Source organism: Rhizomicrobium sp., from assembly GCA_037200045.1.
In the GTDB taxonomy this organism is placed as follows: domain Bacteria; phylum Pseudomonadota; class Alphaproteobacteria; order Micropepsales; family Micropepsaceae; genus Rhizomicrobium.
Window position 1 is genome coordinate 2,750,489 of record JBBCHM010000001.1, and the last position, 23,822, is coordinate 2,774,310.

At 66.8% G+C, this 23,822-nt stretch carries 25 protein-coding genes; 10 read left to right on the plus strand and 15 right to left on the minus strand.

From position 1 onward, the window contains the following. Positions 1-67 precede the first annotated feature (67 nt). From sucD to WDM86_13475, 4 genes are all read right to left on the minus strand, one after another. Positions 68-946: a succinate--CoA ligase subunit alpha gene (gene sucD / locus WDM86_13460; GenBank protein MEI9991038.1), complete on the minus strand. Its 879-nt coding sequence runs from the start codon at positions 944-946 to the stop codon at positions 68-70. Beyond that, positions 946-2,115, minus strand: coding sequence for an ADP-forming succinate--CoA ligase subunit beta (gene sucC / locus WDM86_13465; protein ID MEI9991039.1), 1,170 nt, complete (start codon positions 2,113-2,115; stop codon positions 946-948). Before sucC ends, sucD begins: the two co-directional genes overlap by 1 nt. Positions 2,116-2,235: 120 nt before the next feature. Then, complete coding sequence (locus WDM86_13470) at positions 2,236-3,201, minus strand: phosphatase PAP2 family protein (protein MEI9991040.1); 966 nt, start codon at positions 3,199-3,201, stop codon at positions 2,236-2,238. Between the two features lie 32 nt (positions 3,202-3,233). Next, positions 3,234-4,169: a hypothetical protein gene (locus tag WDM86_13475; protein ID MEI9991041.1), complete on the minus strand. Its 936-nt coding sequence runs from the start codon at positions 4,167-4,169 to the stop codon at positions 3,234-3,236. Between the two features lie 169 nt (positions 4,170-4,338). Here WDM86_13475 and WDM86_13480 point away from each other — a divergent pair, with 169 nt between their 5' ends. Together WDM86_13480 and WDM86_13485 are read left to right on the plus strand one after the other, a co-directional pair. Further along, positions 4,339-5,049: a rhomboid family intramembrane serine protease gene (locus WDM86_13480; protein ID MEI9991042.1), complete on the plus strand. Its 711-nt coding sequence runs from the start codon at positions 4,339-4,341 to the stop codon at positions 5,047-5,049. Between the two features lie 95 nt (positions 5,050-5,144). Next, on the plus strand, positions 5,145-5,834 hold the full coding sequence (locus WDM86_13485) for a PAS domain-containing protein (protein ID MEI9991043.1): 690 nt from the start codon (positions 5,145-5,147) through the stop codon (positions 5,832-5,834). Positions 5,835-5,852: 18 nt separating this feature from the next. On the opposite strand, the gene WDM86_13490 is transcribed toward WDM86_13485, so the two are convergent. From WDM86_13490 to WDM86_13510, 5 genes are all read right to left on the minus strand, one after another. Continuing rightward, positions 5,853-6,428, minus strand: a complete 576-nt coding sequence (locus WDM86_13490; protein ID MEI9991044.1) for a septation protein IspZ — start codon at positions 6,426-6,428, stop codon at positions 5,853-5,855. A gap of 12 nt (positions 6,429-6,440) precedes the next feature. After that, the gene (locus WDM86_13495) at positions 6,441-6,734 is read right to left on the minus strand and encodes a transcriptional regulator (GenBank protein MEI9991045.1); all 294 of its coding nucleotides are present in this window, start codon (positions 6,732-6,734) and stop codon (positions 6,441-6,443) included. 1 nt (position 6,735) lies between these two features. Further along, entirely contained in the window at positions 6,736-7,293 is a 558-nt protein-coding gene (locus WDM86_13500; protein MEI9991046.1) for a hypothetical protein, read from the minus strand. Positions 7,294-7,405: 112 nt separating this feature from the next. After that, the gene (locus WDM86_13505) at positions 7,406-7,771 is read right to left on the minus strand and encodes a hypothetical protein (GenBank protein MEI9991047.1); all 366 of its coding nucleotides are present in this window, start codon (positions 7,769-7,771) and stop codon (positions 7,406-7,408) included. Positions 7,772-7,930: 159 nt separating this feature from the next. Then, entirely contained in the window at positions 7,931-9,577 is a 1,647-nt protein-coding gene (locus tag WDM86_13510; protein MEI9991048.1) for a choline dehydrogenase, read from the minus strand. 112 nt (positions 9,578-9,689) lie between these two features. On the opposite strand from WDM86_13510, the gene WDM86_13515 reads away from it, so the two are divergent. Beyond that, complete coding sequence (locus WDM86_13515; protein ID MEI9991049.1) at positions 9,690-10,187, plus strand: hypothetical protein; 498 nt, start codon at positions 9,690-9,692, stop codon at positions 10,185-10,187. A 4-nt stretch (positions 10,188-10,191) separates the two neighbouring features. On the opposite strand, the gene WDM86_13520 is transcribed toward WDM86_13515, so the two are convergent. Continuing rightward, positions 10,192-11,088, minus strand: a complete 897-nt coding sequence (locus WDM86_13520; GenBank protein MEI9991050.1) for an OmpA family protein — start codon at positions 11,086-11,088, stop codon at positions 10,192-10,194. Between the two features lie 210 nt (positions 11,089-11,298). Between WDM86_13520 and WDM86_13525 the strand changes: the two genes are divergently transcribed. Beyond that, a complete protein-coding gene (locus WDM86_13525; GenBank protein MEI9991051.1) occupies positions 11,299-11,928 on the plus strand; it encodes a PilZ domain-containing protein in 630 nt (209 codons plus the stop codon). Positions 11,929-11,962: 34 nt separating this feature from the next. On the opposite strand, the gene WDM86_13530 is transcribed toward WDM86_13525, so the two are convergent. Then, on the minus strand, positions 11,963-12,334 hold the full coding sequence (locus WDM86_13530) for a YkvA family protein (protein ID MEI9991052.1): 372 nt from the start codon (positions 12,332-12,334) through the stop codon (positions 11,963-11,965). Positions 12,335-12,379: 45 nt separating this feature from the next. Between WDM86_13530 and WDM86_13535 the strand changes: the two genes are divergently transcribed. The 3 genes from WDM86_13535 to WDM86_13545 all read left to right on the plus strand — a co-directional run bounded on the left by WDM86_13535 (position 12,380) and on the right by WDM86_13545 (position 14,194). After that, a complete protein-coding gene (locus WDM86_13535; GenBank protein ID MEI9991053.1) occupies positions 12,380-12,778 on the plus strand; it encodes a PaaI family thioesterase in 399 nt (132 codons plus the stop codon). Positions 12,779-12,845: 67 nt separating this feature from the next. Continuing rightward, positions 12,846-13,628 carry an SDR family NAD(P)-dependent oxidoreductase gene (locus tag WDM86_13540; protein ID MEI9991054.1) on the plus strand — a complete coding sequence of 261 codons (783 nt, stop codon included), beginning with the start codon at positions 12,846-12,848 and terminating at the stop codon, positions 13,626-13,628. 41 nt (positions 13,629-13,669) lie between these two features. Continuing rightward, on the plus strand, positions 13,670-14,194 hold the full coding sequence (locus WDM86_13545; protein MEI9991055.1) for a hypothetical protein: 525 nt from the start codon (positions 13,670-13,672) through the stop codon (positions 14,192-14,194). Positions 14,195-14,200: 6 nt separating this feature from the next. Here WDM86_13545 and WDM86_13550 read toward each other — a convergent pair whose 3' ends face one another. From WDM86_13550 to WDM86_13560, 3 genes are all read right to left on the minus strand, one after another. Further along, on the minus strand, positions 14,201-15,817 hold the full coding sequence (locus WDM86_13550) for a hypothetical protein (protein MEI9991056.1): 1,617 nt from the start codon (positions 15,815-15,817) through the stop codon (positions 14,201-14,203). Between the two features lie 94 nt (positions 15,818-15,911). Next, positions 15,912-20,744: an NAD-glutamate dehydrogenase gene (locus WDM86_13555; GenBank protein MEI9991057.1), complete on the minus strand. Its 4,833-nt coding sequence runs from the start codon at positions 20,742-20,744 to the stop codon at positions 15,912-15,914. Positions 20,745-20,856: 112 nt separating this feature from the next. Continuing rightward, positions 20,857-21,543, minus strand: a complete 687-nt coding sequence (locus WDM86_13560) for a hypothetical protein (protein MEI9991058.1) — start codon at positions 21,541-21,543, stop codon at positions 20,857-20,859. Between the two features lie 138 nt (positions 21,544-21,681). On the opposite strand from WDM86_13560, the gene WDM86_13565 reads away from it, so the two are divergent. From WDM86_13565 to WDM86_13575, 3 genes are read left to right on the plus strand one after another with little or no spacing between them, the layout of a single operon-like run. Then, entirely contained in the window at positions 21,682-22,275 is a 594-nt protein-coding gene (locus tag WDM86_13565) for a 3'-5' exonuclease (protein MEI9991059.1), read from the plus strand. Beyond that, positions 22,272-22,631: a DUF427 domain-containing protein gene (locus WDM86_13570; GenBank protein MEI9991060.1), complete on the plus strand. Its 360-nt coding sequence runs from the start codon at positions 22,272-22,274 to the stop codon at positions 22,629-22,631. Before WDM86_13565 ends, WDM86_13570 begins: the two co-directional genes overlap by 4 nt. Beyond that, on the plus strand, positions 22,628-23,062 hold the full coding sequence (locus WDM86_13575; GenBank protein ID MEI9991061.1) for a cupin domain-containing protein: 435 nt from the start codon (positions 22,628-22,630) through the stop codon (positions 23,060-23,062). Before WDM86_13570 ends, WDM86_13575 begins: the two co-directional genes overlap by 4 nt. Here WDM86_13575 and WDM86_13580 read toward each other — a convergent pair. Further along, complete coding sequence (locus tag WDM86_13580; GenBank protein ID MEI9991062.1) at positions 23,059-23,820, minus strand: DUF4908 domain-containing protein; 762 nt, start codon at positions 23,818-23,820, stop codon at positions 23,059-23,061. The genes WDM86_13575 and WDM86_13580 overlap by 4 nt on opposite strands. Positions 23,821-23,822 lie beyond the last annotated feature (2 nt).

Consider the following 23,822-nt stretch of genomic DNA (forward strand, 5'->3'; position numbering starts at 1 on the left):
CGCGGCGCGGCCGCGTCCTCAAGCGATTGCGCAGGCCCCCGATGCGCCGGACGCATCGGGCTGGAGACTATTTCCCGGCCAGCAGCTCGACCAGCGTCGTGCCGAGCGCGGCGGGGTTGGGAGAGACACGGATGCCGGCGCTCTTCATCGCCTCGATCTTGGAGTTCGCGTCGCCCTTGCCGCCGGAGATGATCGCGCCGGCGTGACCCATGCGGCGCCCGGGCGGGGCGGTGACGCCGGCGATGAAGCCGACCATCGGCTTCTTGGCCTTGTTGTGCTTGATGAAATCGGCGGCGTCTTCCTCGGCGCTGCCGCCGATCTCGCCGATCATGATGATGCTCTGGGTTTCCGGGTCCGCCAGCAGCATCTCCAGCACTTCGATATGCTCGGTGCCCTTGACCGGATCGCCGCCGATGCCCACGCAGGTCGTCTGGCCGAGGCCGACGGCGGTGGTCTGCGCCACCGCCTCATAGGTCAGCGTGCCGGAGCGCGACACGATGCCGACCGTGCCACGGCGATGGATGTGGCCGGGCATGATGCCGATCTTGCACTCGCCGGGCGTGATCACGCCGGGGCAGTTGGGCCCGATCAGCCGCGTCTTGGAGCCCGACAGCGCGCGCTTGACCTTGACCATGTCGAGCACCGGGATGCCTTCGGTGATGCAGACCACCAGTGGCACGCCCGCGTCGATGGCTTCCAGGATCGCGTCGGCGGCGAAGGGCGGCGGCACATAGATCGCGCTGGCCGTGGCTCCGGTCGCCTCGACCGCCTCGCGCACCGTGTCGAACACGGGAAGGCCCAGATGGGTCGTGCCGCCTTTGCCCGGCGAGGTGCCGCCGACCATCTTGGTGCCATAGGCGATGGCCTGCTCGGAATGGAAGGTGCCTTGGTTGCCGGTGAAGCCCTGGGTGATGACGCGCGTGTTCTTGTCGACGAGGATGGACATTACTTGGAACCCTTCACGGCTTTCACGATCTTCTGCGCGGCGTCCGCGAGGTCGTTGGCGGAGACGATGGGAAGGCCGCTGTCGGCCAGGATCTTCTTGCCGAGCTCGACATTGGTGCCTTCGAGACGGACGACCAAAGGCACTTTCAGCGACACTTCCTTCGCGGCGGCGATGATGCCTTCCGCGATGATGTCGCATTTCATGATGCCGCCGAAGATGTTGACCAGGATGCCTTTCACGTTGGGATCGGAGACGATGATCTTGAACGCCGCCGTCACCTTTTCCTTGCTGGCGCCGCCGCCGACGTCGAGGAAGTTCGCCGGCTCGCTGCCATAGAGCTTGATGATGTCCATCGTCGCCATGGCAAGGCCGGCGCCGTTGACCATGCAGCCGATCTCGCCGTCGAGCTTGATGTAGGAGAGGTCGTATTTGCTCGCCTCGACCTCCATCGGGTCTTCCTCGTCGAGGTCGCGCAGCGCCTGGATGTCCTTGTGGCGGTAGAGCGCGTTGTCGTCGAAATTGATCTTGGCGTCGAGGCAGATCACCTTACCATCCTTGGTCAGGACCAGCGGATTGATTTCCAGCAGGCTCATGTCCTTGGCGATCACCGCGTCATAGAGCGACTTGATCACGCCGCCGACCTGCTTGGCCGCGTCGCCTTTCAGCTTCAGCGCGGTCGCGATCTCCAGCCCGACATAGGGCGAATAGCCGACGACCGGCTCGATCTGGAAGGTCTTGATCCGGTCCGGGGTATTGTGCGCGACCTCTTCGATGTCCATGCCGCCCTCGGTCGAGGCGATGAAAGCGACCCGGCTCGTCGCGCGGTCGACCAGCGCCGAAAGATAGAGCTCGCGGTCGATCGCCGAGCCGTCTTCGATATAGAGCCGCTTGACGACCCGGCCATGCGGCCCGGTCTGATGCGTCACCAGCGTCATGCCGAGCATGCGCTTGGCTTCTTTTTCCACGTCGTCGATGGATTTGACCACCTTGACGCCGCCGCCCTTGCCGCGGCCGCCGGCATGGATCTGCGCCTTCACCACCCAGACCGGCCCGCCCAGTTCCTTGGCGGCCGCGACCGCCTCTTCGACCGTGAAAGCCGCCTTGCCGCGCGGCACGGGGGCGCCGAAGCCGCGGAGAACCTCCTTGGCCTGGTATTCGTGGATGTTCATGGGGAAACCTTGCGCTGGAAATGGCGGGATGGGCGGCACAATAGCAGCCGACCCCTTGCACGCAAGGTGGGGTTCGAGTGCGCGGGAAGCCGCATATGCCGCAGGGGAATTACGGGGGAATTAGAGGCCGGCGGGCTCGATTCGAAGGCTTGCCGCCGTCGCCGGTCGCGCCGCGAAGCGGGCGGCCAGATCGGCGGCGCGCACCGCCAGCACGGCGACGGCGAACCCGGCCAGCACGTCGACGACATGATGCCCGCCCTGGATCGGCGTCGCGATCAGGACGGCCGAATTGACGCCGAGCGCGATCCAGCGCGCGACCGGAATGGTCCGCGCGTACCACACGACCAGCAGCGCCAGCGCGGCGTGGTAGGAGGGAAAGCCGATCAGGCCCTTCGCGGCGGCCGGCGAGATGCGTCCCGGCCCGTGTGCCAGAAGATTGACCAGTTCATGCGCATAGCGGCCGTCGAGCGCGAGCGCGAGATGGCTCGCGACGTTGGGGGGCAGGTCGTAGACGCTGAAGGCGCCGAAGGACGGCGCCACGGTCCAGACCGCGATCGAAATGGCGGCACCGGCCGCCACCGAGATGCACAGCCGGTAGATCTGCTCGGTCGTTCCGAAGAAACCCAGGCAAAGGACGAGCACTGCGATCTGCGGCAGGACGGAGACATAAACAAGCTGCAAGCCCATATCGGTCACCGGGTGGCGCGCGGCCCAGGCCATCATGGCAGGCCAGTCGACGCCGAGGCCGCGGTCAAGGGCGGCGAGGGCCCAATCGATGCGCTGGCCCGCCACCGTCAGCAGCAGATAGTTGAGCACGCTGAAGCTCGCCGACATGCCGATCAGGAACGCGGTCGCCATTAACATCGCGGCCAGCCGCTCGTCCTTGCGGATGTGGGTGTAATAGAGCCCACCGCCGGCCAGCGCCGCCGCCAGCAGCGCCAGCAGTCCATAGGCACGCGCATCGACGTCGAAATGCCCGGCCCGCGCCCAAACGATGTCGGCGGCGCCGGCGGCCGCGACGATGGCGAAAAGAATGCGTTGCAGGCGTGCGGTCACGAAGGAACCATGCGCGGAAATTCCGCGCATGGTCCGACTTTTGGCTTAACGAATGTTTGCGCTCAGTTGCCGGAATTGTCGCCCACGCCGCCGTCGAGGCTCATGCCGCCCACTTCGGCGGCCTCGGTCGCCGCGTCCGCGGTGGTCGTCGAGGTCACGCAGACCTGGGTGCGGAAGGAGAAGAAGAAGTCGCCTTCGCCGTAACGGCGCAGATTGGTGCGCTCGGTGCAGTCCGGAACCGGGATTGCCGGCGCGCATTTGACCATGCCGTCCTTGAAGTGGCGCAGCGCCTCGTGCTCGCCGCACATCAGCACCTGGCCGTGGTCATAGGTTCCCGCCAGACCCTGGTCCGACTGCAGCACTTCGCCGATGATCACCTTCAGGTGCGAGCCGGGAATGCAGCGGGCGATTTCGCCCTCATAGCCTGAGTCGATCCAGGTATCGCCGATCATGTGCGAGGCGGCGTATTCGCGGCCCTCGAAGGAGACGCACACGGCGTGGATCGATTTGACGACGGTGGCTTCCTGCATGTGGCAGGCGCCGCCGCCATGCACCGCCGCGATGGCGATGGCGCCGCCGGCGCCGCGGTTGTTGTAGTTGATGATCTGATAGCTGCCGGAATAGACGATGGTCTGCGCCGCGGCGCCGGCCTGCGCCGCGCTGGCCGCGGTCGCGAAGGCGGATGCCTCGGCCGACGAGAATGCGTTGACCTTGTTGATCACGATGTTCTTGTTGATGATGACGTTCTTGTTGATGTTGATGTTCTTGTTGATGTTCACCGGCTTGAAGATATTGATGTTCTTGTTGATGTTGATGTTGGAGCCGCCGCCGTGACCGCCGCCATGGCCGCCGCCGCCACCCATGTTGGGGCAGTCCGGGGTCGAGCCGCCATGGCCGCCGCCACCGCCCATATTGCCGGCGACCGCCGGCGAGAGCGGGGCAAGCGTCAGTGCGACGCTGGCGAACGCGGCGATGAGGCTGCTGGTCTGGCGCGGCATGCTATGCTCCTTCGATCCCCGGTCCCCCGGCAACGTGCCGGATATCGGACAAGGCCTTGATGTCGGTGCCCTCCGCTTCACGTTTTATGCCAGCGCGGCGGGCGCCCCGCCCCGCGCCGCCGGCCCGATTTGGCACAGCGCCGGCCCAGCCGGGCGCGGATGGCGGGACATGATCCCCTTCTCGGACGAAAATCCGGCCACGCTCCGGCCCTATGTCACGGTGACGATCATCGTCCTGTGCGTGCTGGCGTTCCTGTGGGAGCTGGCGCTGGGTCCGCGGACCGACGAGGCGCTCACCGCCTTTGGCTTCACGCCCAACACCTTCTCGCACCCCGAAGGCGTGCAATTCGTGGGGTTGGGCCTGCCGGTCTGGACGACGATCCTGACGTCGATGTTCCTGCACGCCGGCTTCCTGCATATCGGCGGCAACATGCTCTATCTCTGGATCTTCGGGAACAATATCGAAGACGCCATGGGGCATGCGAAGTTTACCGTCTTCTACGTGGTCTGCGGCGCCGTCGCGGCGCTGACGCTGGCGGCGATCGATCCCAATTCGCATACACCCGTGGTCGGCGCCTCGGGCGCGATCTCGGGCGTGCTGGCGGCCTATATGCTTCTTTATCCGCGCGCGCGGGTGCACGCGCTGCTGACGTTGGGCATCTTCCTCTACCCGGTCCGGATCCGCGCGGTGTGGGTGATCGGCTTCTGGTTCGCGCTGCAGCTCGCGACGGCGGCGATCACGCCGGCATCCGAGCCCGGCACCGCCTGGTGGGCGCATGTCGGCGGCTTCGCGGCCGGCCTGATCCTCACGCCGCTGCTCAAATCCCGCGACGTGCCCTACTTCGGGCCGTTCGACTTCCGCGGGCCCTGGGGCCGATAGTTCCGGCCGCTGGCACGGTCTTCGCTCTCCTCCTCGTCCAAGAGCAAACCGGCGTTCCGAAACGGGAACGCCCCGAGCAACGGGATGATGGGGATATGAAGCACAAGAACAGCCATCTGCTGGTGGGTTACTGGAGCCGCCTGCGCAAGGGCCGCGACGTTCCCGATCAGACGGACATCGATCCGCGCGCCATCAAGCGCATGCTGTCCCAGGTCTTCATCCTCGACGTCGAGAACCCGCAGCGTCCGATCTATCGCCTCGCCGGCACCGGCCTGTGCGAGCGCTTCGGCTTCGAACTCAAGGGCACCGGCTTCCTCGCCCATTGGGAGGCGCAGTCGAGCCTCGCGCTCGGCTCGCTGCTGCGCCAGGCGATGACGCTTAAGCAGCCCATTTGCCTGTCTTCCATCGGCGCGACCTCCGATTGCGGCATGGTCGAAATCGAGACCGTATTGGCGCCCATCAGCTTCAACGGCAGCCAGCCGACGCGCTTCATCGGCATGATCCAGATCCTGAGCGACTCCTCCGCGCTCGCCGGCAAGCCGATCGCCTTCCAGCGCCTCGCCGCCTCGCAGCTCATCCGCGAGGACGACCCGCTCCCCTCCTACGACAACCTGCCGCCGCCTCCGCCGCCCGGCCCGACGGCCCTGCGCAACCATCCGCGCGCGCCGCATCTGCGCCTCGTCGTGTCGCAGAACCGCCCCGCCACGGTGCACTTCACCGACCAGGACGCGGTCGACCTGATCCAGGCGCTGGGCAAGGGATTGGGCCGGCTCGAACTGGTCTAGCCGCCGGCACGGCCGCGATCATTCCGCCGCCACCGCGATGCGCCGGCGCAGGACGCTCGTCACGTGCACGCGGATCGCGAGATATTGGATGGCGAACAGGACCCAGGGCGCCGCCACGGGGACGGTGCCGAGGAACCAGGCCCAGGCCTGCTGGCTCATCGTCAGGCCGATATAGAGATTGGCGGCGGCGAGGCCGAACATCATGAGCGGCCACATCGCGCTGTAGATCGTCAGTTCGGTCGCCGACAGCGTGTCGGTGACGATCTTCGGCAGATAGCGGCTCATCCAGTTCGGCTTGAGCATCGCGGCGCCGATAGCAAGCTTGCCGATGGTGAACTTCACGATCACGAAGCGCGGATCGTGGAAATAAAGCGTCAGCGTGCCGAACACGATCACCATGGCGAGGCTCGTCCACTGCATGACGGCGATCTCGCGCCCGAGCAGCTTCTGCAGCACGACCTGGCCGATGCCGACCGTAATGCCGACGCCCGTCGCCCAATAGACATTGCCGGTGATCGCGATCAGGAGCGCGAAGAAGATCGTCGAGGCGAGGTCGCTCAGGAGCGGCTTCATGGCGTTCAAGAGATTGGACATGAAATTCTCCCGTCAGTCGGTGGGTTGATCGAGGATGCCGCGCAGATAGGCGACATGGTCGGCGAAGGCGCGGCGGCCCACGGCGGTCGCCCTGACGCGGGTCTGCGGCCGCTTGCCCTCGAAGCGCTTGTCGATCTGGATGTAGCCGGCCTTCGACAGGGTCTCCAGATGGGCGCCGAGATTGCCGTCGGTGGTTTCCAGGATGGACTTCAGCCGCGTGAAATCGAGCCAGTCGTTGCGCCCCAGGACACTGAGCGACGACATGATCTTCAGCCGCATCGACTGGTGGATGATCTCGTCGGCCATGTCAGCGCCTCAGCCACAAGCCGCCGAGGATCAGCGCGCCGCCGCAGGTGACCGCGATCCACAGGTCGAACCAGGGACCGGACCAGAAATAGCCCGCCATGGTCAGCGCCACGACGACCGCCGCGGCGATGGAAAGCGTGCGTCCCGCCCACAGGCCGAAACAGAACAGCAAGGCGCCGCACAGCGTCGGCCAGAACGCGGACTGCTCGCGGCCGCCGAAATGGGCGAGCCACACCCACAAGGTGCCGAAACCGATCATCACGAGCGTCGCGATCACGGGCCGGACATAGACGAAGCGGCGCCGGCCGGGCTCGATGCAGCTCGCGGCGCGCCAGGTGATGATCGCCGTGCCGGCGATGCCGATCGCCTCGAGCACCAGCCAGAAGTCGTAGGTGTAGGGCCGCAGATGCTCGCCGAGGCCGAAGCCGATCGCCCACAGCACGCCCCACAGGATCATGTAGTCGCCGGCCCGGGCATAGACGAGAAGTTCGCGCGTGCGCTTCTCGATGCCTTCGACACCCTTCAGCAGGGCATCGGCTTCATGGGGGTCGATGGTCATGCTGCGTTACCGAGAACTCTGTGATGCAGAGTAATATATACTCTGTAGCGCAGAGTTCAAGGGGGTGCGCTCTCCTCCCATGGGGCGAGTCGGTGCAATCCTCGCGGGAGAGTTACTGCGGCTTGGGCGGATTGGTCGGCGACACGGCCTGCTGCTGCTGGGCCGAGGGGTTCTTGTCGACCGGATTGTCGATCGGATCGGCGTGCAGGATGGTGCGGTCGAGCTGCGCGCCGGTCTGCTGGCCCTGGAGATAGGGTATCTCGTATTGCTCGACCTTGGCGGTGTAGGCCTCGTAATCGGCCTCGTCCTTCGGCAGGCGCTTGTCGCAGCGGTCGGGCGCCAGGTGCTGGGTCTCCTGGCACCACAGGTCGAAATTGATCGTGCGCACGTGATAGCGGTCGCTCTGCGCGCCGGCCGGCGCCCAGCTCAGGAGCACCGCCGCCGCGGCCAGGATCATGGTCCGTTTCATCCCGCTCATGTCTCCAACCTACTCCCACCAGGAACGCCGCGATAGCGCGCCGGGCTCCATGCTTGCGACGATACGACAAAGGTGTGTCGAATTTATCCGCGCGCAAGCTCATCAACCATGCCTTGGCGGCATGGCGGCGTTGTTGCGTCCGGTCAACGACCGCGCGGATTATTCCGCGGCGGCGGCGCGGTCTTCGGCAACGTTTACCGTCATCGGCGCCAAGGGCGGGCGGCCCAGGATCATGTCGGCGGCCTTTTCCGCGATCATGATGGTCGGCGCATTGGTGTTGCCGCTGACCAGGGTCGGCATGACCGAGGCGTCGACCACGCGCAGGCCCTCGATGCCGTAGACCTTGAGCTCGGCGTCGACCACGCTTTCGCTGTCCTTGCCCATCTTGGCACTGCCCACCGGGTGGTAGATCGTCTCGGCGGTCTTGCGGATCCAGGCGTCGATCTGCTCATCGGTGCGGACATGGGCACCCGGCCACAATTCGGGGCCGCGATAGGGATCGAACGCCTCCTGGGCGAAGATGTCGCGCGCGATCTTGGTGCCCTCGCGCATGGCGCGGCGGTCTTCCTCGGCCTCCAGATAGTTCGGCTGGATGATCGGCGCGGCCAGCGGATCGGACGATTTGATCGAGATATAGCCTCGGCTCTGCGGGCGAAGCTGGCAGACATGCGCCATGAAGCCGTGGCGGTCGGCCTTCTTGCGGGTGTGGTCCGTCATCAGCGCGGCGATGAAATGGTATTGCAGGTCGGGATGTTCGAGGTCCGGCCGGCTCTTCAGGAAGGCGCCGCTTTCCAGGCCCTGGCCGGTCGCAAGCCCCTTCTTGAACAGCATGTAGGTGAGGCCGGTCTTCAGCGCGTTGATCGGATTGGCCTGGCTGTAGAGCGTGATCGGCTGGCTCGATTCATACTGGATCGAGGCGTCGAGATGGTCCTGCAAATTCTTGCCGACGCCCTTGAGGTCGGCGACGACGGGGATGTCGAAGCGATTGAGGATCGCCGGATCGCCGATGCCCGACAGCAGCAGGGTCTGCGGCGAGTTCACCGCGCCGCCCGACAGCAGGCATTCGCGGGTGACCGTCACGCGGACGGGCTGCTTGTTCTGGATGAATTCTACGCCGGTGACGCGCTTGCCGTCGAACAGGATGCGGCTGACATGCGCGTTGCTCTCGATGGTGAGATTCTTGCGGCCGAGGATCGGCGTCAGATAGGCCTTGGCCGCGCTCCAGCGCGCGCCTTCGTGGATGGTGAGCTGGTAGGGGCCGAAGCCCTCCTGCTGATAGCCGTTGAAATCCGGCGTCTGCTTGAAGCCGGCCTCGACGCCGGCCTGCACGAAGGCGCGGAACAAGGGATTGGTCGAGCGGCCGTTCGAAACCTTCAGCGGCCCTTCCTGGCCGTGGAAATTGTCGCCGCCGTTCTCGTTGCACTCGGAGCGCTTGAAGTAAGGTAGCACGTCGGCGAAGGACCAGCCTTCAAGGCCGAGCTGGCGCCAGGAATCGTAATCGCGGGCATGGCCGCGGATATAGATCATGCCGTTGATGGACGACGAGCCGCCCCAGCCCCTGCCGCGCGGCCAGTACAGGCTGCGGCCGTTCAGATGCTGCTGGCCCTCGGTCTGGTAGTACCAGTTGAACGGATTGGGCTTGCCGAGCAGGGCCGGGATGCCGGCCGGCATGTGGATCATCATCGACTTGTCGCGCCCGCCCGCCTCGATCAGCAGCACCTCGACGGTGGGATCGGCCGACAGCCGGTTGGCCAGCACGCAGCCCGCGCTGCCGGCGCCGATGATGACGTAGTCATAGGCTTTCATGGTTTTCCGCCCTTTGTTCTTGACGCGGACCATAGCCAAAGATGACGCCTGTGTCGCCTTTGACGGCGGCACGACGCAACGTCAATTTGGCGCGTCATTCCGGAGCCCTCGCGTGGCGCGCATCGTCATTCTCGGCTGTGCCGGCAGCGGCAAATCGCGCGTCGCGCGGCGGATCGGCGCCCGCGACGGCGTGCCGGTCATTTCTCTCGACGAGATCTGGCAGCCCGGTTGGGGCAGCGACCGGACGCCTGCCTTCCGTGAGATGCTGACGCGGCTGCATACGGGCGATGCCTGGGTCAGCGACGGGAATTTCGCTGCCGTCAGCTTCGACATCCGCCTGCCGCGCGCCACGCTCGTGGTCTGGCTGGAGCGCCCGCGCCGGCTTTGCGCCTGGCGGGCGGTGCGCAGGGCTCTTGGCGGCGACCGCGTTCATCGCCTGGGCAAGCTGCCCGAGGTGCTCCGCTACATCCGCAATTTCGACCGCATCAACCGCCCGCTGATCGAGGCCCTTCGGATAAAGCACGGACCGGATGTGCCGCTGGTTCGGCTGCGAACCGAGGCGGACGTCGAGTCCTTCGTCTCGAATCTATCTTCCCGTGCGGGAAGGTAGAAAGTCACGGCAGCAGCGTCACCACGGTGCGGCGGTTCTTGGGTTCGCGCACGCCGTCGGCGGTCGGGACCGCGAGGTCGGCCTCGCCGACACCGGATATCTGGATCGCCTCGCGCCGCGCCCCCATATCGACCAGAGTCTCGGTCACGACATTGGCGCGCTTCACCGAGAGGGCCTGGTTGTAGGCCGCCGATCCCGACGTGTCGGTGTGGCCGACCACGGTGATATGTGACTGGCCGCCGGCGCGCGCCGTGGCGATGGCCTTCTGCAGCACGCCAAGCTGTTCGCCCGACAGCGACCAGGAATCGAAGTCGAAATAGACGGTGTAGTCCGAGGACGGTGCGACGGGCGCCGGCTCGGGCGTTGCGGCAACCGGCCGGCGGTCGTTTTCGAGCCTGGCGATGGAACGGTCGAACGAGGCCCTGCACTGGGCGGCCGCCCCGGCCTGGGATTCGACCGCGCTGTTCAGCATCCAGCAGTCGAAATCGGTCTGCGCCCGCGCCGCATCGGCGGGGAAGCGGTCCTTGCCTTCGGCGAGCGCATGGACCAGCCGCGCGCGCGCCGTGGCCGAATCGCCGTCGATGCTGGGCTCGGGCTCCGGCTCGCTGCCGCGCGCGGCGATCAGCGCCTTGGTCGCGAAAGCCTCGGCGAGCGTGTCGGTGTCGCCGCCGCCGAAGACCGAAACGACGCCATCGCTGTCGGGGCTTCCGCCGCCCCCGAAGGAATTCGCGAGGTAGGAATAGTTCCGGAACAATTGCTGGGTGAAGGCCGAGCCGGTCGGCGTGGTGCCCGCGAGCTGGTCGAGCGCGGAGGTGCTGACGCAGCCCGCCAGCGCCAAACCGGTCAGGAAAAGCGCCAGGCCGGTGGCGAACCTGCTAAAGAATCGGTGCTTATGCTGCATGGGCTCCCCCGGACCGGTCGGCCGCGACCGGGCGGCAAATCCTTCGAAGGTTCCTATAGCGTGTGGGCGCGGGAAGGTTAAGCGCGGGCCGGGAAGAAACCGTCCCTTATCCTCACCAAGTTGTGTCGGCGGTAACCTTCTGTTGATCCTGCCGGGAGAAACTATGGCCGATTTCAAAGCCCGGAGTGGCGGTCCATGGGACAGCCTCTGTTGAAAAGGACCGAGGATCCCGTCGTCGCCAAGGCGCGCGCCGAGCGTCGCCGTTTCCGGCGCGTGCAGGTCGATCTGCCGGGCCGCCTGTTCATTCCGGAGAACGGCCACGAGGCGCCGTGCAAGGTGGTCGACCTGTCGCCGGGCGGCGCTTCGATCGAATGCGACTACGTTCCCGAGGTCGGCGCCCATATCGTGCTCTATATCGACGGCTTCGGCCGCTTCGAGGGCGCCGTGGCGCGCCGCGACGGCTTCGGCTTCGGCATGCGGTTCAACGCAACCCAGCTCAAGCGCGAGAAGATCGCCGAGCAGCTTACCCTGTTCCTCAACAAGTCGCTGATCGACGACACGGTGGTGCGGGTGCACGACCGCACCCCGACCAAGGGCGTCACGCAGTTCATCCGCGCCGACGGCACGACCATGAAGTGCGAGGTGATCGACCTGTCGCCGACCGGCGTTTCGGTCAGGACCGCGATCCGCCCGCAGATCGGCGAGTTCGTGCTGATCGGCCAGCTCGCGGGCCGCGTCGCGCGGCATCATGCCGACGGCATCGGCATCCAGTTCGTCGGCCTGACGGCGGACAAGCCGACCACCGACCAGCTCCACGCCTCCATCGCGCTGCCGCGCTAGGCGCCTTCCCCGGACCATCGATACGGCCAGACCATCAGGCGGCGGGCGGCTCTCCGATGTGCAGCGCGGCGCGGGCCCGGGCGCGATGCTGTTCCTTGATGTTGCCGGCCACGACGCTCAGCGCCATGGCGATCACGGCAGCGTCGTCGGTGAAGCCGATGCCGGCGACGAAATCCGGGATTAGGTCGAACGGCATGACGAAATAGGCGAGAGCGGCGAACAGGATCGCTTTCACCCGCGCCGGCGTGGTGGGGTCGACGGCGCAAAAATAGGCCGCTGCGGCATCCTCCGCGAAGGGAATGCGGCCGGCCACGCGCAGCAGCTTGTTCCAGAAGTCGCGGTCGACGATCTTCTCGTCGCCCTTCATCGGCACGGGAAGCTGGACGTTGGGCGTATCGCTGGTCATCGTAGCAGTATAACGCCATCGAACGATGGCGGAAAAAGGAATGTCATGGACATCGGCAAGCGGATCCTGGCGAACCAGCCCTTTCCGACGCTGATGGGCGTCGAGATCGTCAGCGCGGAACCGGACAAGGTCATCGCCCGCCTCCAGGTCAGGCCCGATCTCTGCACCGCCGGCCATATCATGCATGGCGGCGCGATCATGGCCTTCGCCGACGCGCTGGGTGCCATCGGGGCGGTGCTCAACATGCCGCGCGAGGCCAACACCACGACCATCGAGAGCAAGACGAATTTCATCGGCGCGGCGAAGGAGGGCACGACCGTCACCGGCGAGAGCACGCCGGTCCATGTCGGCAAGCGGACCTCGGTGTGGACCACCCGCATCGCGCGCGAGGACGGCAAGCTGGTCGCCATCGTGACGCAGACACAGATGATTTTGCTGCCCTAGCGTCAGACTTGGCGCGGGCCCGTGCGTCGGTCTAAGAGTCCGCCCGGCCAACAGGAAGGGCATTCACATGGAACTGAATTCATCGATTGCGGCGGTCGTCACCGGCGGCGCCTCGGGTCTGGGCGAAGCCACGGCGCGGGCGCTGCGCGCCAAGGGCGTCAAGGTTGCGCTGCTCGACATGAACAAGGCCAAGGGCGAGGCGCTGGCGGCGGAGATCGGCGCGGTGTTCTGCGAGGCCAACGTCACCAGCGAAGAGAGCGTGCTCGCCGCCTTCGAGAAGGCGCGCGCCGCCAACGGGCAGGAGCGCATCCTGGTCAACTGCGCCGGCACCGGCAACGCGATCAAGACCGCCAGCCGCGACAAGAAGACGGGCGAGACGCGCCGCTTCCCGACCGACGCCTTCAACTTCATCATCCAGATCAACCTGGTCGGAACCTTCCGCTGCATCGCCATCGCGGCGCAGGGCATGCTGTCGCTCGATCCGCTGCCGGGCGGCGAGCGCGGCGCGATCGTCAACACCGCTTCGGTAGCGGCGCAGGACGGCCAGATCGGCCAGGCCGCCTACACGGCGTCCAAGGCGGGCATCAACGGCGTGACGCTGGTGGTGGCGCGCGACCTGGCGCAGGAAGGCATCCGCTGCAACACGATCATGCCGGGCCTGTTCAACACGCCGTTGCTCGGCGCGGCGCCGGAGCAGGTCAAGGCCGCGCTCGGCGCACAAGTTCCGTTCCCGCCCCGGCTGGGCAATCCGCCGGAATATGCCTCGCTGGCGCTCGAAATGCTGTCGAACCCCTATTTCAATGGCGAATGCGTCCGTCTCGACGGCGCAATCCGCATGGCACCGCGGTAGAACCGATTGCGCAGGGTCATGGCCGCGCTACAGTCGCGGCCATGACCGACGCCGTGATCGCTCACTGGCACGACTACTTCATGACCGTGGCGCAGGTCAGCGCCACGCTGGCCGGCCTGCTGTTCGTCGGGCTGACGATCTCGCTCAGCCATGTGCTGGCGGGCAACGGCTATATGAGCCGCGCCTTCGTCTCGCTGTTCCTACAATTCGAGATGCTGCTGATCGGACTGTTCGGCGTGGTGCCGGGCCAGCCCGCCTGGGTGACCGGCGGCGAATTCATCGCGACCGGCTTGGCGATTCTCGCCGGCACGTCGGTCTTCGTCTACCATTTCCCGGAAGATCCGAACTCGGTGCTGGGTTCGCGCGGGCCTCGCACCGTGCGCATGCTGCTGGCCTGGATCGCGACGCTCGCGCCCGTCGCCACCGGCGCGGGTCTGATCGCCGGCTGGCCGTCGTCGCTCTACTTCCTCATCCCGGCGGAGATCGCCTGCCTCTATCTGTCGATCGGCAATGCCTGGGTGTTCGCGGTGGAGATCCCGCGCCGCATGCTGCAGGGACCCAAATAGCCGTTCTTATTTCGGTATCGGCGCCAGGAAGTCGCGGCGCGACAGCAGCGGATTCACCTCGCTCGGCAGAAAGCTGAAATCCGACGGCACATTGGCGTTCGCCGTCAGCGTCGCCACGTTGTGGCACGAGACGCAGGAACCGGTGTTGAAGCCGTTCTTGGGCGAGTAGTAGGTCTGAAGGTAGGTCTCCACGACGCTGTTCGACAGGTAGTTCGGCGCGGCGTCCTCAGGTCCCGGCGACGGCGTGCCGCCCTCGATCGAGGTGCCCCACTGCGTGCCGATCAGCATGTAGTTCGCGAACACCGAATTGACCGCGCGCAATTGCTGCTGCCACTGGCTGTTGAGCTGCTGGGTGAGCCTGTAGATCTGCCAGCAGCGCGAGACCTGCGTGCCGACCCAGGTCGTGGCGTTCGCCGCCGTCTTGGTCAGATAGGCTTTCGCGTAGGGCGGCGTGGGATTCCACAGATAGGCCTTCGCGGTCTTCGGCTTGACCGGCGGCTGGTTGGTCAGCATGCCGGGGTATTTCGCGTTGAAATAGGAATAGTCCGGCGCCGGCTCGGTCAGGAGCTTCACCGGGCAGGCGAGCTGGTTGGGGTTGCCGCAGGTGGCCGGGTTGGTGATGTCGCACGGCACGGCGGCCAACGGCGCGTTGTCGACATGCTCGAAGGTCGACCAGAACCATTCGGGCTTCAGCGGCGGCTTGGTCAGCGGATTCTTCTGGATGATGTGCATCGCCACCAGGCCCATGTCGACATGGGCACAGATCGGCGCCACGATGGCCTTGGTGCCGCGGTCGACGAGTGCAGGCGCCACCGCCAGCACCGCGCGCACGACGTAGAAGTGCCTGGCATTGGCTGCGTGATTTTTGGGATCGAGAATGCGCCACGCCGCCTTGATCTCCATCGCGCCATTGGGCAGGGCGCCGATAGCGGGGAAGTTCACGCTCTGGCTCGCGGCGACGAAGTGCGCCTGGCCGGGCAGGGTGGTCAGGTCCCATTGCGTGTTGCCGCCCGGCGCTTTCAGATAGGCGATCTCGATGTCGTTGACGCGCCGCTCATAGATCGTCCAGTTGCCGTTGACGTCGATGGCGGGCTTGCCGGTCGCCGCCTGGATGTATTCCTCGTTGCGCGTCGCCGGCGATCCGTCGCGCTTGGCCGCGATCGAGAACACCTCTTCGCCTGGGCCCGCCGGACAGTTCGCCTGGATCGGGCTGTTGCCGAACACCTCCGAGATGCGTTTGTAGCCCTCCCAGACGCGCGGACCCCCGCCGTTCAGGCCGGCGCTGGCGGGGCTGTTCTTCTGGCCCTGCTTCCAGTTCAGCGCGACGAAAGTCTGCCAGGAATAGTTGTCGAACGGGCTTTCGACATCGTCGCCGAACGTGGCGGGGTAGCCGTCGGCGATTCCCTTGTAGCCCAGCCGCGGTTTGGTCAGCGCCGGGTCGGCCCCGATATTGCCGGGCAGGTTTGGACACAGGCCGTTGATGACCGGCCCATGCGTCGAAGCGGGCTGGTAGCAGAAGACTGCCGCGGGAATGTAGGGCGGCACGGGCGCCGGTGTTGCGTTCACCAGAAAGGCGGAGAGAAGAGCGACCGCCAATGGCAGCCAGCGGCGTGTTGAATTCATGATCGGTCCCCTCGAAAAGGAATCGCGAACACGCAACACGGCGATCACATTGAGGATACCACAACCGGCCAGACGCGCAACGATCTGCGGGATTTCAGCGCTCCGCCAGTTCGCGGATCTGGCTGTTGGCCAATGTCAGCTTGGCGATGGAGAGATCGCCGCTGCGTTCCAGCGCATCGAGGAAGCTCTTGGCGCGTTCCAGCGTTTCGCCACGCGCCTGCGCCCAGGTCTTCACCGCGTCCGATCCGTCGGTGCGCGTGCCTTGCGCCGGCGCGCCTTCGAGCGCCTCGGCGGTGAGCGCGCGCTGGCCGGCAAAGAGGTCGTCGACGATGCGGCGTATCGCGAGGCGGTCCCAGTGCTCGGTCGCCGAGATGCGCGCCGCCAGGCCGCGCAGCCGGCCGATGCCCACCGCCGCACCCATCGCGAAATAGGCGCCGGCGACGAGGTCGAGGCTGAGCGCGCGGTTGCGCGCGAGCTGCGCGATCTCCGGCGCGCCGCTCATCAGCGGCAGCACGGCCACGTCCTCCGCCACGTCGAGCGGCACGCCGGCGTCGGTGAGGCGCTTGATCTGGCCTTCCGTGTCGCTCGCCTCATAGGGCGAGACGAGGGTGTTGAAGGTGCCGCGCAGGCTCTCCACGCCGGCGCGGTAGAGCGCGACGGTCGAGGCAAGATCGGCATTGGCCGGCACATTGGTGATGAACCACAGGCCCAGCCGGCGCAGGATCTCCGCGATATCGGTGTACATGCCGGTCTGCACCGCCGCGTCGGCCTTGCCGTCCAGCGCGTCGATGCGGGCCTTGAGCGCGGCAAGGCCGAAGGCGCCTTCCGCGACCACGAAGGCGCGCGCGACATGGGCGCCCGGCGCGCCCGACATCTCCGTCATGCGCGCGACGAAAACCGGGCCGGCCAGATTGACGAGGCGGTTGGCGAGCGAGGTCGAGACGATCTCGCGGCGCAGGCGATGCTGTTGGAGCGCGTCCGGGAAGCGCTTCACCGCGGCCGGCGGGAAATAGCCCGCGAGCACGGCGGCGAAGGCCGGATCGTCGGGCAGGTCGCTCGCCACGATCTCGGCGTCGAGGTCGAGCTTGGCATAGGCGAGCAGCACGGCGAGTTCGGGCCGCGTCAGCCCCTTGGTCTCGTTCTCGAGCTTCTGCAGTTCGCTGTCGGTGGGCAGGAATTCCACCGCGCGGTCGAGGCGCCCGCGGCGCTCCAGGTCGCGCATGTAGCGGCCATGGGCGTCGAGGTCGCGCACCGCGCGGCCCTGCGCGACGGAGAGCGCCAGCGTCTGGTCGTAATTGTCCTTCAGCACATGCGCCGCCACATCGTCGGTCATCGCGCCCAGCAGCGCGTCGCGGGCCTCCGGCGTCAGCTCGCCGCGCCGCTGCGGCCCGCCGAGCAGGATCTTGAGATTGACTTCATGGTCGGAAGTGTCGACGCCGGCCGAATTGTCGATCGCGTCGGTGTTGATGCGCCCGCCGGCGCGGGCATATTCGATGCGGCCCGGCTGGGTGACGCCCAGATTGGCGCCCTCGCCGATCACCTTGGCGCGCACCTCGCCGCCATTGACGCGCACCGCGTCGTTGGCGCGGTCGCCGGCTTCGAGATTGCCCTGGGTCGACGCCTTGATGAACGTCCCGATGCCACCGAAGAACAGAAGGTCGACCTCGGCCTTGAGAAGCGCCTTGATCAGTTCGCCCGGCGACAGCTTGTCCGCGGTCACGCCCGCGACGGCTTTCATCTCCGGCGTCAGCGCGATCTCCTTCAGCGTGCGCGCGAACACGCCGCCGCCCTTGGAGATCAGTGCCTTGTCGTAGTCCGCCCAGCTCGAACGCGGCAGGTCGAACAGCCGCTTGCGCTCGGTCCAACTCGTCTGCGGATCGGGATCGGGATCGGGATCGAGGAAGATATGGCGGTGGTCGAACGCCGCCAGCAGCCGGGTCTGTTTCGACAGCAGCATGCCGTTGCCGAACACATCGCCCGACATGTCGCCGACGCCGACGCAGGTGAACGGCTTGGCCTGGATATCGCGGCCGTCGAGTTCGCGGAAATGCCGCTTGACCGCTTCCCAGGCGCCGCGCGCGGTGATGGCCATCTTCTTGTGGTCGTAGCCGTGGCTGCCGCCGCTCGCGAAGGCATCGCCGAGCCAGAAGCCGCGGCCTTCCGCGATGCCGTTGGCGATGTCGGAGAAGGTGGCGGTGCCCTTGTCGGCCGCGACCACGAGATAGGGATCGTCGCCGTCATGGCGCACGACATCCGCCGGCGGCACCACCGAGCCGTCGGTGTGGAGATTGTCGGTGACGTCCAGCAGGGCATTGATCAGCACGGTATAGGCGGCGATGCCGACGGCCTGGCTCTGGTCGCGCGTCGGATTGGCCGGCATGGCCTTGGGATAGAACCCGCCCTTGGCGCCGACCGGCACGATGACGGCGTTCTTGACCTGCTGCGCCTTCACCAGCCCGAGAATCTCGGTGCGGAAATCCTCGCGCCGGTCGGACCAGCGGATGCCGCCGCGCGCCACCTTGCCGAAGCGCAAGTGGACGCCCTCGACGTCCGGGGCGTAGACGAAGATCTCGACATGTGGGCGGGGCAACGGCAACTCGTCGAGATTCTGCGAGTCGAGCTTGACCGCGATATAGGGCTTGGGCGCGCCATGTTCGTCGCGCTGGTAGAAATTCGTGCGCAGCACGTTGTCCACGACATTGCGCAGCCGGCGGACGATGCGGTCGTCATCCAGGCTCTGCACATCGTCGAGCGCGCCGTCGATCCTTTTGGCGATCGCCGCGGCGACGCCTTCGCGGTCCTCCGCATTGGCGGGGTCGTGCTTCGCGTGGAACAGCGCCACCAGCAAACCCGCGAGGTCGGGATTGCGCGCCAGCGTCTGCTCGACATAGTCCTGGCTGAAGGCGAAACCGGCTTGTCGCAGGAACTTCGCCACGGTCCGCAGGATCGTGACGTCGCGCCAGGCGAGGCCGGCGCTCAGCACCAGGCGGTTGAAGCCGTCGTTCTCCGCCTGGCCGGCAATGATGGCGTGGAATGCATCTTCGAGCGGCTGCTTGATGGCGGCGAGATCGGCCGTGACCTGGTCGGCGCGCTCCATGAGAAAGTCGAGGACGCTGGCCTCGTGCGTCCAGCCGTCGCCGGTCTTGAGCGTGACGGGGAAGGAATCCTCCGCGATCACTTTGAGGCCGAGATTCTCGAAGATCGGCAGCGAGGCCGATAGCGGCATGACCTCGCCCAGAATGTAGAGCTTCAGCCTCAGCGCATCATGCGCGTCGGCGTGGCGGCGATAGACCCGCGCCTTGATCTTCAGGCCATGCTCGATCTTCGCGAGGTCCGCGATCTCGTCCAGGTCGTGCACCGCTTCCATCGGCGTGAACGACCCGCGATAGCCGGGCGAGAAATGGGCCTGACGTTCCTGGGTCAGCCGCATGCCCTCGGTCTCGCCGTGCAGGGTCTCCATCGCCTGGGCGAAGCCGTCGTCCCAGGTGCGCACGGCGCCGCGAATCTGCTCTTCGAGAAGCTGCACGCTGACCGGCGGCCGTGCGCCCTCATTGCGGCTGATGATGTAATGCACCCGCGCCAGCACGGATTCGTCGATCGTCGGCGTCGCGGACGAGAGCCGGCCGTTCAGCGCCTTGGCGAGGATCTCGTGGATGCGCTCGCGCGCATGGGTGTCGTAGCGGTCGCGCGGCACGAAGACGAGCGCCGAGACGAAGCGGTCGAACCGGTCGAAGCGCAGGAAGACCCGCACCGTCGGGCGCTCGCCGAGCCGCAGGATGCCTTGCGCGATCGCGAACAGGTCTTCTTCGGAGATCTGGAACAGCTCGTCGCGCGGATAGGTATCGAGGATATGCGCCAGCGCCTTGCCGTCATGGCTGGCCGGCGGCAGGCCGGCATGGGCCAGCACATTGGCGACCTTGCGGCGCAAGAGCGGAATGTCGCTCGGCCTTCGGCTATAGGCGCCCGAGGTGAACAGGCCGACGAAGCGGCGCTCGCCGGTCAGCCTGCCGTCCGCCCCGAAGGTCTTCACGCCGACATAGTCCATATGGACGCGGCGATGCACCAGGCTGCGCTCGTTCGACTTGGTGATGATGAGCGGCGAGGGCTGAACCAGGAAGGCGCGCACCTGGGGCGTCAGCGCGGCGCGGTCGGGGCCGCGGCGGATGACGCGGGCGTCGGGATCGCTGAGCACGCCCAGGCCGCTATGCGCCACCGGCACAAGCGCGCCGTCGCCCGCCGGATCGAAATCGTAGTCGCGCGAGCCCAGGAAGGTGAAATGGTTGTCGCCGAGCCATTCCAGCAGAGCGATGCTCTCGTCGAATTCCTCCTTGCTGACCTTGGGCGGATTGGCTTTCAGACCGTCGATCGACTCGCGCAGCCGCGCCGTCATCGCGCGCCAGTCGCGGACCGCGACGCCAACCTGGGCGAAGGTCGCGTGGGCGCTGTGCAGGATCGCCGCCTGGCGCACCTCGTTCAGGATCGGTTCCAGCGCCAGCACGATGACGCTCACCGCCTGGCAGTTCTGCTGCACGATGGGATGGAAGACGGCGCGCAGCCGGCCGCCGCCCGCCGTCACGTCGGCGATCAGCGAATCGAACAGGAACGGCTTGTCGTCGTTGACCGCGACGAGAACCGTGTCGTTCTCGCCATAATCCTTGTCTTCGTCGCGGGCGCAGAACAGGTCGACGTTGCTGCCGCCCGGCCGATGCGCCAAAGCGCGCTTGCGCACCAGCCTGGCGAGCGCGGCCAGCGCCGGCGGCGCGTAGCGGTTCACATCGTCCGGCGCGGCCTGGCCGAACAACGCCTTATAGAAGGCGAGTTCGGCCGGATCGCCCAGAAGCTTTGCGCCCGACACCAATCGCTCCGCCGCGTCCGCCTCGTTCTTGCGCGTGACGTGAGCGGAATCGTCGGATGGGGCGAGCGACATGAAGGGCCTCGGAAGGGCGGAGCTTTCCGGCGGCGGCGCGCGAAAGCTTTCTCGTTTCGGGGCGGAGACTATCCTCTCGCCCCGCGCCGGAAAACCCTTGCGATTGTGATATTTACGAGGCGATAAGGCCGTGCGGCAACACCGTGCCGGCCCGCGTCTCGCGGGCGCGCGCGACAAGCTGCATCGCGATGGCGATGGCGGTGCAGGCCATCAGCACAAGGCTCGCCGCAAGCGCGCCGCCCGCGAAGGGTCGCACGACGCAAGCCAATGACGTCAGGCCGGCGACGGGCGCAAGAAAAAGCAGCACGGCCTGCCGCTCGCGCAACAACACGGCGATGGCGATGACGGGTGCGGCCGCGAACAGCAGCGCCGCGCCGCCGGACGCCGAAGCGGGCAGGGCCAGGAACGCGCCGGCGCCCCAGGCGAATCCGGCATAGAGAAGGCATGCGCTCATGTCCTGCGCGAAGGCGTGCAGGGCGGAACGCTCGAAGGGCTGGCGGATTGCGAAGGCATAGGCGCGCAGCATGGCAAGAAGGCCGACCGCCATCAGGATCGTCCAGGCGACGGTCTGCGACAGGGAGGCACCGCCGCCCAGCGCGAGGGACGCCGTGGCCATCGCCGCCAGGGCGACCGGCGCATAAAGCGAACGGCCCAGAAGATTGGCGAGGCGCGCGGTCTCCACGGCGTCGGCATGGATATGCGCCAGCCGGGCCAGCGCGTTCGTGGATGGCGGCGACGGATCGCCCGCCGGCGCGGCGGCTGGAGCGATGTCGAACAAGGGATTTGCGCGCGCGGCCATGGGGCCTCCATCGGGAGACGAAACAGACCCCTACGGTCTGCCGTGGGTCTTAATAATGCATTAATTATGGTCCAGCTTTGATTCGGGTTTGCACGTATAAGTAGTATCACCGATCACGGAGCGCACGCTCAAGTGTCCATGGCCGTCATCTACGACCTTGAATTCACGGCCTGGGAAGGCTCGATGCGGCATCGCTGGCTTCGGCCCGGCGAGTTCAAGGAGGTCGTGCAGATCGGCGCGGTCAAGGTCGATCCGCTGAGCCTTGCGGTGCGCGACACCTTCTCGGTCTTCGTCCGTCCACGGATAAATCCGCGGCTCTCGCCCTATCTGGAAAGGCTGACCGGCATCACGACGCAGATCCTGCGCGAGCAGGGCCGCGATTTCGCCGATGCCTATGAGGCTTTTCTCGATTTCGCCGGCGGCGCGGTATGCGCCGCCTTCGGCCGCGACGAGGTCGTGTTCGAGGAGAACCGGCGGCTTTACGGGCTCGGCGCGCCGGCCCGCACGCCCGAGTTCCGCGACCTGCACCCCTGGTTCCGTGCCAACGGCATCGACACCTGCGGCCTGCATTCCTGCGACATCGGCCCGAGCCTCGGCGTGCCCTTCGAAGGACAGCCGCACAACGCGCTGGCCGACAGCCTGTCGGTCGCGGCGGGCATGAAGGTCCTCGTCGCGCGCGGCGCGCGCAGCCTGTTTGCCGATCGCGCCGTCGCTGCTAAAACAGCGGCATGAAGATTCCAGGTCCGGACCACCCGATCACGATACGGCCGGCCGAAGGCCGCGTCGTCGTGCGTTTCGCCGGCGAGACGATCGCCGATACCCGCCACGCGCTCGAACTGCGCGAATCCACCTATCCGGCGGTGCTCTACATTCCGCGCGGCGACGCGGACATGGCGCATTTCTCGCCCACCGCGCACACGACGCATTGTCCCTACAAGGGCAATGCCAGCTATTTCGACCTCGCGGCCGGCACCGCCAAGGCGGCCAATGCGGTGTGGAGCTACCAGCAGCCCTATCCGGCGATGGCCGAGATCAAGGACCATCTCGCCTTCTATCCCCAGCACGTGTCCATCGAGCGCAGTGCGTGAGCGGCATACGCGAGGCCGACGATCTCATTCGCCTCCTGGAAATGCGGCCCCATCCGGAAGGCGGGCACTATCGCGAAAGCTTTCGCGACACCCCCGCCGGCGGCCGCGGCCGCGCCCATTCGACCGCGATCTATTTCCTGCTGCGCAAGGGCGAGGTCTCGCGCTGGCACCGCATCGACGCGGCGGAGGTCTGGCACTTCTATCGCGGCGGCCCGCTCGAATTGTCGATCGCGCCGCTGCGCGGGCCGGCGGTCAAGCACGTGCTCGGCACCGATATCGCCAAGGGCCAGCGGCCCCAGCTCGTGGTCCCGGCGCGCGGCTGGCAGAGCGCCAAGTCGCTCGGGGCCTATACCCTGGTCGGCTGCACCGTAGCACCCGGTTTCGATTTCACGACGTTCGAGCTCGCGCCGGAAGGCTTCGAGCCGGCTTAGCCCGCCGTCGGCAGGTCGAACAGCCGGCCGAGCGCGCGCGCGATGCCATGGGAAGAGGCGCGTCCCACCAGGCCGTGCGCCGGCACGAATGTTACCATCAGCGTACGTCCGTGCAGCCCGATGGTCGGCTTGCCGCCGGTCAGCATGTGCACCGTGTCCATCCGCGTGCCCAGAAGGGCGCGCGCGGCGGGGTTCTCGGCGAAGCGGTCGAGGCCGCGCGCCGCGTTCTGCATCGCGTCGAAGGTTAGCGCCCGCAGGCCCGAATCATCGGCAAGCGCCGCCCAGTCCGCCACGAAGGCGATGCGCAGGCCGCGCGCATAGGCCAGATGCGTCGCCTCGTCGGCCGCCGCCTTCTGCATCTCGGCGAGCGAGAGCGGCGGCAGGCTCGGCACCGCGCTGCTGCCGGTGCGTTCGGCGGGAAGTCCGCCGGGCTGCGCATCGGTGTAGACCGTCAACGCGCCCCAGCCGGAGACGGCGAGCGCGGTCTCGCCCGAATCGTATTTCAGCACGCCGCCGCCGAGCGAGGCGTGATTTGCATACAGGACGAAAATCTCGGGATTGCCGTCGAAGCGCAGCAGGTAGTTCTCGGCATAGGCGCTGAGCGTGAACTTCGTGCCGCTGCTCGTGGTGTAGACGCCGGTCTGGATGTCGCCCAGCCGGTCGATCGACATGCGGGCGCCGAGGCCTTCCTGGCCGCGGACCATGCCGAAGCTCGCCAGCATCGCGATCGCCGCGAACAGGATCCCACGTCTGGGCATTC

Coding starts and splice junctions, on each gene's coding strand:
- sucD (MEI9991038.1), bottom strand. CDS start 946: ATGTCCATCCTCGTCGACAAGAACACGCGCGTCATCACCCAGGGCTTC.
- sucC (MEI9991039.1), bottom strand. CDS start 2,115: ATGAACATCCACGAATACCAGGCCAAGGAGGTTCTCCGCGGCTTCGGC.
- WDM86_13470 (MEI9991040.1), bottom strand. CDS start 3,201: ATGCGCGGAATTTCCGCGCATGGTTCCTTCGTGACCGCACGCCTGCAA.
- WDM86_13475 (MEI9991041.1), bottom strand. CDS start 4,169: ATGCCGCGCCAGACCAGCAGCCTCATCGCCGCGTTCGCCAGCGTCGCA.
- WDM86_13480 (MEI9991042.1), top strand. CDS start 4,339: ATGATCCCCTTCTCGGACGAAAATCCGGCCACGCTCCGGCCCTATGTC.
- WDM86_13485 (MEI9991043.1), top strand. CDS start 5,145: ATGAAGCACAAGAACAGCCATCTGCTGGTGGGTTACTGGAGCCGCCTG.
- WDM86_13490 (MEI9991044.1), bottom strand. CDS start 6,428: ATGTCCAATCTCTTGAACGCCATGAAGCCGCTCCTGAGCGACCTCGCC.
- WDM86_13495 (MEI9991045.1), bottom strand. CDS start 6,734: ATGGCCGACGAGATCATCCACCAGTCGATGCGGCTGAAGATCATGTCG.
- WDM86_13500 (MEI9991046.1), bottom strand. CDS start 7,293: ATGACCATCGACCCCCATGAAGCCGATGCCCTGCTGAAGGGTGTCGAA.
- WDM86_13505 (MEI9991047.1), bottom strand. CDS start 7,771: ATGAGCGGGATGAAACGGACCATGATCCTGGCCGCGGCGGCGGTGCTC.
- WDM86_13510 (MEI9991048.1), bottom strand. CDS start 9,577: ATGAAAGCCTATGACTACGTCATCATCGGCGCCGGCAGCGCGGGCTGC.
- WDM86_13520 (MEI9991050.1), bottom strand. CDS start 11,088: ATGCAGCATAAGCACCGATTCTTTAGCAGGTTCGCCACCGGCCTGGCG.
- WDM86_13530 (MEI9991052.1), bottom strand. CDS start 12,334: ATGACCAGCGATACGCCCAACGTCCAGCTTCCCGTGCCGATGAAGGGC.
- WDM86_13535 (MEI9991053.1), top strand. CDS start 12,380: ATGGACATCGGCAAGCGGATCCTGGCGAACCAGCCCTTTCCGACGCTG.
- WDM86_13540 (MEI9991054.1), top strand. CDS start 12,846: ATGGAACTGAATTCATCGATTGCGGCGGTCGTCACCGGCGGCGCCTCG.
- WDM86_13545 (MEI9991055.1), top strand. CDS start 13,670: ATGACCGACGCCGTGATCGCTCACTGGCACGACTACTTCATGACCGTG.
- WDM86_13550 (MEI9991056.1), bottom strand. CDS start 15,817: ATGAATTCAACACGCCGCTGGCTGCCATTGGCGGTCGCTCTTCTCTCC.
- WDM86_13555 (MEI9991057.1), bottom strand. CDS start 20,744: ATGTCGCTCGCCCCATCCGACGATTCCGCTCACGTCACGCGCAAGAAC.
- WDM86_13560 (MEI9991058.1), bottom strand. CDS start 21,543: ATGGCCGCGCGCGCAAATCCCTTGTTCGACATCGCTCCAGCCGCCGCG.
- WDM86_13565 (MEI9991059.1), top strand. CDS start 21,682: ATGGCCGTCATCTACGACCTTGAATTCACGGCCTGGGAAGGCTCGATG.
- WDM86_13570 (MEI9991060.1), top strand. CDS start 22,272: ATGAAGATTCCAGGTCCGGACCACCCGATCACGATACGGCCGGCCGAA.
- WDM86_13580 (MEI9991062.1), bottom strand. CDS start 23,820: ATGCCCAGACGTGGGATCCTGTTCGCGGCGATCGCGATGCTGGCGAGC.